Genomic DNA, 7,214 nt, shown 5'->3' on the forward strand with positions numbered 1-7,214 from the left:
CGCGGCGGCTTCGGTCTCCCACCCGCCGAGTGTCCAGGACACACCGCACCACACCCGCTCGACCCGGCGTGTCTTGGACACTCGATTCCGACCCCACCCCCGTGTCCGATTTCCGCCGGAGTATGTCGGTGGTCGGTGGCAGGGTGGATGCCATGACGATCTCCGCGCCCGGTGCCCCGGGCTTCGACGAGCGCTATCGCGTGATCCAGTCGCGCGACCGGCGCTTCGACGGGCAGTTCGTCACCGCCGTGCGCTCGACCGGCATCTACTGCCGACCCAGCTGCCCCGCGCGCACGCCGAAAGAGGCGAATGTGACGTTCTACGCCACCTCGGCGGCGGCGCATGAGGCGGGCTACCGCGCGTGCAAGCGGTGCCTGCCCGAAGCGGCGCCCGGCTCGCCCGCGTGGGACCTCCGCGGCGACGTCGCCGCTCGGGCGATGCGCCTGATCGCCGACGGTGTGGTCGACCGCGAGGGGGTGCCCGGCCTCGCGCGACGCCTCGGCTATTCTTCGCGGCACCTGGGCCGCCTGCTCACCGCCGAACTCGGCGCCGGCCCGCTCGCCCTCGCGCGGGCACAGCGCGCCCACACCGCGCGTGCCCTGCTCGTGGGCACCGACCTCTCCGTGACCGACGCGGCCTTCTCCGCCGGGTTCTCCAGCGTGCGACAGTTCACCGAGACGATCGGAGAGGTCTTCGGGATGTCGCCGACAGCCCTCCGGGCCCGCCGCTCGCGGGCCGTCGGGGCGGTCCCCGTCGGAGAGATCGACCTTTCTCTCCCCGTGCGCGGACCCGTCGACACCGCGGGCCTCTTCGGGTGGCTGAGAGCGCACGCGGTTCCGGGCGTCGAGACCGGCGACGACGTCTCTTTCACACGCGTGATCCGGATGCCGGGTGGCCCCGCGTGGTTCGAGGTCCGGCGAGACGCCGACTCCCGGCTGCGACTTCGAGCGCGTCTCACGGCGCTCGCCGACCTCGGCACCCTGATCGCGCGCGTCCGGCGTCTGTTCGACCTCGACGCCGACCCGCACGCGATCGATGACGCGCTCGCGGGGCACCCCGAGCTCGCCGCCGCCATCGCCGCGATCCCGGGCGTGCGCGTCCCGGGGGCGATGGACGCTGCCGAAATGCTGCTGCGCGCGATGATCGGGCAGCAGATCAGCGTCGCCTCCGCCCGCACCATGCAGGGACGTTTGTCCGCCGAGCTCGGCGATCGCACCGAGATCGGCGGGGTCGAGATGACCCTGTTCCCCGACCCGGCGGTCATCGCCGAGCGCGGGTACGACGTCCTGCGCGGCCCGCAGGCGCGCCGGCGCGCCATCGTCGAGGCCGCCGCCGCGCTCGCCGACGGCTCCCTCGTCCTCGGCCCGGGCGACGACGGCCCCGAGCAGCGGGCGCGACTGCTCGCGATGCGGGGGATCGGCCCGTGGACCGCCGACTACGTGCGCATGCGCGTGCTCGGCGATCCCGACGTGCTGCTGCCCGGTGACGTCGCCGCGCGCGCCGGCGCCGCGGCTCTCGGGCTCCCATCCGATCCCGCCGGGTTCACGGCGTGGTCCGCGCGCTTCGCCCCGTGGCGCAGCTACGCGATGGCCCACTACTGGTACGCCGCGCCCGTCACCCAGGCGTGGCGGGCACCCGCCGCCGCCTCGTTCGATCCCGCAGAAAGCGAGCCCGCCCCGTGAACACCGCGACCGCGACCCTCCAGTTCGTCGACACCCCCGACGGTCCCTTCGCGATCCTCGCCGACGGCGCCGACCGCGTGCTCGTCGCGGGCTGGACGGACGATGTGGGTGCCGTCCTCGCCCGCCTCCGCCCCGCCCACCGTCCCGTCGATGTCGTGCCGGGGGAGACCCGGGCCGCCGCGGCCGTCGCCGCGTACTACGGCGGTGATCTCGCCGCCATCGACGACGTCGAGGTCGCGCAGTTCGGAACTCCGCTCCAGCAGCGGGGGTGGTCGGCGTTGCGGGATATCCGGCCCGGACGCCCCCTGACCTACACCGGGTTCGCGACGGCCCTGGGGTCTCCGACGGCCGTACGGGCGGCGGCATCCATCTGCGCCCGCAATGCGCCCGCGCTGTTCGTGCCCTGCCACCGCGTGCTGCGCGGCGACGGCACGATGGGCGGCTTCGCGTGGGGCGTCGAGGTCAAGCGCCGTCTGCTGGAGCGCGAAGCCGCGGTCTGACCCGCGAGCTCAGGCACGTTCCACAGGAAGCCAGAGTTCACACGTCGCCGCCCGGAAGTCGGGCGAGCGTTCGAGCACGGAGACGATCGACGGCCCCGGGCGCAGGTTCCACGGATTCGAGGGGAACCAGTCGGTCGCGGTCGCGGCCCACATGGTCTGCAGCGTCGACGGGTACGCACCCTCGGCCCGGAACACGGCCCACGTGCCGCCTTCGACCTCGATGACGTCGAGATCGTCGGGGACTTCCGTGTCCGCGCTCACAGCGACGCCGTGCAGGTAGGTGAGGGGGCTGCCTTCGACGTAGTCCGGATCGACGTCGGCGCTCACCTGCAGCAGACCGGGCGGCTCGGTGGTGCTCATGCGCTTCAACCGGTCGTGCTCGCTCACGGGCAAAGCGGCGATGTGCGCCTGGATGTGCGGGTTGACGCCCTCGTGCTGGAGCGGCACGCGGGCGGCGTGTCCGATCAGTCGGAACGCGGGGCGGTCGACGATACGAGTGTCCATGGGGGTGTTCCCTTCTACGGTCAGGTGGAACCTGATCTGCGGTTGTGTGCGAAGGGGGCCGCCGTCGCGCCGCACGTCGGCCGGTCTCACCCCGTGGACGGCACGGAAAGCTCGACCGAAGGCCTCGGTCGACCCGTACCCGTACCGGACGGCGATGCTCAACAGGTCGTCCGCCTCCGTCAGGTCTGCGGCCGCGATCGTCATCCGGCGCCGCCGCACGTACTCCGACAGAGGCATGCCCGTGAGCGTCGAGAACATCCGGCGAAGGTGATACTCGGTCGTCCCGGCACCCGCCGCGAACGCGCCGATGTCGAGGTCTCCGGACAGATGCGCGTCGATCTGCTCGACGAGCCGATTGAGTTCAGCGATCACGGTGGCTCCCTTCGCATCCCACTCTCGCCGCTGGGACGCGCGAGTGCCCGACCGTTCCGGTCCGATCCGATCGGATCGCCCCTCGGCGGACGTCCGGCGGCATCACGGTACGCGTAGGGGACCGTCCTGCGCGCCATCCCCGAATCGCTTCTTGCCCCCAGCCAACTCTCAGGCATATCCTGAAAAGCTGCCGCGCCCCCCGTCGGCCGCGTACCGACCGAGGAGGACACCATGGAACAGATCGACGCGACCGTCGTGCGTGCCGCTTTCTCCGTCGCTGCTCACTTCGCGCCTCGCCCGTAGCGTTTCGACCGCTTCCGCGTCGCTCGTCCCGGTGGATCTCCACCGGAGCCCCCGGCATCCCCTCTCCCGCGCCACACTCCGGCGCGTCGCTTCGACCCCACGAGGATCATGACCACCGCAGAAAACCGCCCTCAGCTGTCGACGCTCCGTTCCCTCGCTCGGCTCCTGCCCATCGCTCGCCCGGTGCTCCCGCGGCTCGCTCTCGGCGCCGTCAGCGCGCTCGGCGCGAGCGTGCTCGCGCTGGCGATCCCGCTCGTGCTCGAGCAACTCGTCGCGGGCCCGATCGGCTCGGGCGATCCCGGCCAGTTGGCCTGGGGTGCCGTGCTCGTGCTGGCGCTGGGCCTTGCCGAAGCCGGCATGGTGTGGCTGCGCCGGTGGTTCGTCCTGGCTCCCGCGACCAAGGTCGAGTACGACCTGCGTCAGTCGTTCTACTCGCGGCTGCAGCGTCTGCCCGTCGCGTTCCACGACCGCTGGCAGTCGGGACAGTTGCTCTCGCGCATGATGCAGGACATCAGCATGCTGCGGCGCTGGCTGGCGTTCGGCCTGATCCTGCTGATCGTCAACGTCCTGACGATCGCGATCGGCGCTGTCCTGCTGTTCCGCTGGCACTGGCTGCTGGGGACACTGTTCCTCGTCGCCTCGGCACCGCTCTGGTACGCCGGCTACCGCTTCGAGAAGCGGTACGGCGCGCTCGCGCGGCAGAGCCAGGATCAGGCGGGCGACCTGGCGACCTCGGTCGAGGAGAGTGTCCACGGCATCCGTGTGCTCAAGGCCTTCGGCCGCGGAAAGCACGCGCTGCAGAAGTTCACGCGTCAGGCGGAGTCGCTGCGCGAGACCGAGCTCGGCAAGGCGCGGGCGATCGGCTGGATCTGGTTCTGGCTCGTCCTGCTGCCCGACATCGCGTTCGCGGTGTGCCTCGGCGCGGGCATCGTGCTCACGCAGCTCGGTGAGCTGCAGGTGGCCGAGCTCGTGGCGTTCTTCGCGATGGCCACGGTGCTGCGCTGGCCGATGGAGTCGATCGGGTTCCTGTTCTCGTTCCTCCTCGACGCGCGTACGGCGACGGACCGCATCTTCGAGGTGTTCGACGAGCAGAACACGATCGTCGACCCCGCCGAGCCCCGCACCGTGACCGCGCCGCGGGGAGAACTCGTGCTCGAGGGCGTGCACTTCCGGTACCAGGATGCCGCCGACACCGAGCCCGACCTCCTCGACGGGGTCGATCTGAGCCTGCGTCCCGGAGAGACGATGGCGCTCGTCGGCCTCACCGGGTCGGGCAAGACCACCCTGACGACCCTCCCGGGCCGGCTGTACGACGTCACCGGTGGTCGCGTGCTGCTCGACGGCGTCGACGTGCGCGACCTGCGGCTGTCGGAACTGCGGCGGCACGTCGGCATGGCGTTCGAAGACGCCACGCTGTTCTCCCAGACCGTGCGCGACAACGTCCTCCTCGGTCGAGAGGACCTCGAGCCCGGATCGCCCGAGGCCGAGGCGGTGCTCCGGGAAGCCCTCGAGGTCGCGCAGGCGCACTTCGTCTTCGACCTGCCCGCGGGTCTCGACACCGTGATCGGCGAGGAGGGGCTGAGTCTGTCCGGCGGCCAACGTCAACGGCTCGCGCTCGCCCGGGCCGTGGCGGCGCGGCCCGCCGTCCTCGTCCTCGATGACCCGCTGTCGGCCCTCGACGTCGACACCGAGGCTCTCGTCGAGGATGCCCTGCGCGAGGTGCTCAGTGAGACCACGGCCCTCGTCGTCGCCCACCGCCCGTCGACGGTGACGCTCGCCGATCGCGTGGCCCTCCTGCAGGACGGCCGCATCGCGGCGGTCGGCACCCACTCCGACCTGTTGCGCACGAGTGACGCGTACCGGCACGTGATCTCGAGCCTCGAAGAGGCTCAGGCCGAACGCGAGGCGCAGACCGGCGCGATCCCCGTCGTGCGCACGGACGGTGGCGCCGTGGCATCCACCGACGAATCCCTGCCCGAGAAGGAGGCGACCCGATGAGCGGCACGACCGTCACAGGGACGAGCGGCGAAGACCGCTCCGACTACACCCGCGACGAGAGCCGCGCGATCCGCCAGCGGTCGCTGCGTCTGCTCGGCTCGCTCGTCTCGCCGCTGCGGGGGCAGCTCGCGCTCGCGGCCGCGGTGCTCGTCGTCTCGACGGCGCTGCGCGTGGCGGGGCCCGCGCTGATCGCCTACGGCATCGACAACGCCCTGCCCGCGGTCATCCAGAACAACGACTGGATGCCGACCATCCTCGTCGTCGCGATCTACCTCACCGCCGGTATCGGCGGGGCGGTGCTGATCGGCTGGTACGTGGTGGTTGCGGCACGCCTGACGCAGGCGGTCATGCTGGACCTCCGCAAGCGCATCTTCCTGCACACGCAGCGGCTGAGCCTGGAGTTCCACGAGTCGTACACCTCGGGTCGGATCATCTCGCGCCAGACGAGCGACCTCGACACGATCCGCGAGCTGCTCGACGGCGGACTCAACGAGCTCGTCTCGGGCGTGCTGTACGGCCTGTTCACCCTCGCGGCCCTGTTCCTCCTCGACTGGCAGTCGGGGCTCATCCTGGCCGTCATGGGGCTCCCGCTCTTCCTCCTGATGCGCTGGTTCTACAACCGTTCGCAGGTCGTGTACCGCGAGTCCCGGGTGATCAGCGCGCAGGTGATCGTGAAGTTCGTCGAGAGCATGACCGGCATCCGCGCCGTCAAGGCCTTCCGCAAGGAGCCGCGCAACGACGAGGAGTTCGGTGACCTCGCGGGCCAGTACCGCGACGTGAACATGCGCTCGATCCGCTTGTTCGGCACCTTCGAACCCGGACTCATGGCCGTGGCGTCCGTGTCGGTCGCGCTCGTGCTCCTGTGGGGTGGTGGGCGTGTGATCGGCGGTGCCCTCGAGATCGGTGTGCTCGCGGCATCCGTGCTGTACGTGCGCAACTTCTTCGCGCCGCTGCAGGAGGTCGCGTTCTTCCTGAACTCCTACCAGTCCGCGACGGCGGCGCTGGAGAAGGTCTCGGGCGTGCTCGAGGAGGAGCCGACGGTGCCCGACCCGGTCGACCCGGTCGATCTGTGGAGCGCGCGCGGGCACGTCCGCTTCGACGAGGTGACGTTCGGGTACTCCGAGGGGAGGGTCATCCTCCCGCACTTCTCGCTCGACATCCCGGCGGGGCAGACGATCGCCCTCGTCGGCACCACCGGTGCGGGCAAGACGACCCTCGCGAAGCTCATCTCCCGCTTCTACGACCCGACGAAGGGCGCCGTCACGCTCGACGACGTCGACCTGCGCCGCCTGCACCCGAAGGATCTGCGGCGCGCGATCGTGATGGTGACGCAGGAGGCGTACTTGTTCAGCGGGACGGTTGCCGACAACATCGCGCTCGGCAAGCCCGACGCGACGATGGACGAGATCCGCGCCGCCGCCCGTGCCGTGGGGGCCGACGGATTCATCGAGAAGCTCCCGGACGGGTACGAGACCGACGTGAACAAGCGCGGGGGCCGCGTGTCGGCCGGACAGCGGCAGCTGATCTCGTTCGCGCGCGCGTTCCTCGCCGACCCCGCGGTGCTGATTCTCGACGAGGCGACGGCCTCGCTCGACATCCCCAGCGAGCGCCTCATCCAGGACGCGTTGCAGACGCTGCTCGCCGACCGCACGGCGATCATCATCGCGCACCGTCTGTCCACCGTCGCCATCGCCGATCGTGTGCTCGTCATGGAGCACGGCCGCATCATCGAGGACGACACCCCCGACACCCTGATCGCCGGAACCGGCAAGTTCGCGCAGCTCCACGCGTCCTGGCGGGAGTCGTTGGTCTGAGTTCCGGAGGAGGGATGCCACGGCCTCGGGGTCGTGGCATC

5 protein-coding genes are annotated in these 7,214 nt (G+C 70.9%); 4 read left to right on the top strand and 1 reads right to left on the bottom strand.

Features of this window, described 5'->3' with window-relative positions; genetic code table 11:
- Positions 1-152: 152 nt before the first annotated feature.
- Together D8Y23_RS12060 and D8Y23_RS12065 are read left to right on the top strand one after the other, a co-directional pair.
- On the top strand, positions 153-1,682 hold the full coding sequence (locus D8Y23_RS12060) for a DNA-3-methyladenine glycosylase 2 family protein (protein WP_128218373.1): 1,530 nt from the start codon (positions 153-155) through the stop codon (positions 1,680-1,682).
- On the top strand, positions 1,679-2,182 hold the full coding sequence (locus tag D8Y23_RS12065; RefSeq protein ID WP_128218374.1) for a methylated-DNA--[protein]-cysteine S-methyltransferase: 504 nt from the start codon (positions 1,679-1,681) through the stop codon (positions 2,180-2,182). Before D8Y23_RS12060 ends, D8Y23_RS12065 begins: the two co-directional genes overlap by 4 nt.
- 9 nt (positions 2,183-2,191) lie before the next feature.
- On the opposite strand, the gene D8Y23_RS12070 is transcribed toward D8Y23_RS12065, so the two are convergent.
- The gene (locus D8Y23_RS12070; RefSeq protein WP_128218375.1) at positions 2,192-3,058 is read right to left on the bottom strand and encodes an AraC family transcriptional regulator; all 867 of its coding nucleotides are present in this window, start codon (positions 3,056-3,058) and stop codon (positions 2,192-2,194) included.
- 411 nt (positions 3,059-3,469) lie between these two features.
- Here D8Y23_RS12070 and D8Y23_RS12075 point away from each other — a divergent pair, with 411 nt between their 5' ends.
- The gene (locus tag D8Y23_RS12075; protein ID WP_128218376.1) at positions 3,470-5,359 is read left to right on the top strand and encodes an ABC transporter ATP-binding protein; all 1,890 of its coding nucleotides are present in this window, start codon (positions 3,470-3,472) and stop codon (positions 5,357-5,359) included.
- Entirely contained in the window at positions 5,356-7,173 is a 1,818-nt protein-coding gene (locus D8Y23_RS12080; protein ID WP_128218377.1) for an ABC transporter ATP-binding protein, read from the top strand. The genes D8Y23_RS12075 and D8Y23_RS12080 overlap by 4 nt, the downstream gene beginning before the upstream one ends.
- Positions 7,174-7,214 lie beyond the last annotated feature (41 nt).

Source organism: Microbacterium enclense, from assembly GCF_004022425.1.
GTDB lineage: Bacteria > Actinomycetota > Actinomycetes > Actinomycetales > Microbacteriaceae > Microbacterium > Microbacterium enclense_A.

Coding starts and splice junctions, on each gene's coding strand:
- D8Y23_RS12080 (WP_128218377.1), top strand. CDS start 5,356: ATGAGCGGCACGACCGTCACAGGGACGAGCGGCGAAGACCGCTCCGAC.
- D8Y23_RS12060 (WP_128218373.1), top strand. CDS start 153: ATGACGATCTCCGCGCCCGGTGCCCCGGGCTTCGACGAGCGCTATCGC.
- D8Y23_RS12075 (WP_128218376.1), top strand. CDS start 3,470: ATGACCACCGCAGAAAACCGCCCTCAGCTGTCGACGCTCCGTTCCCTC.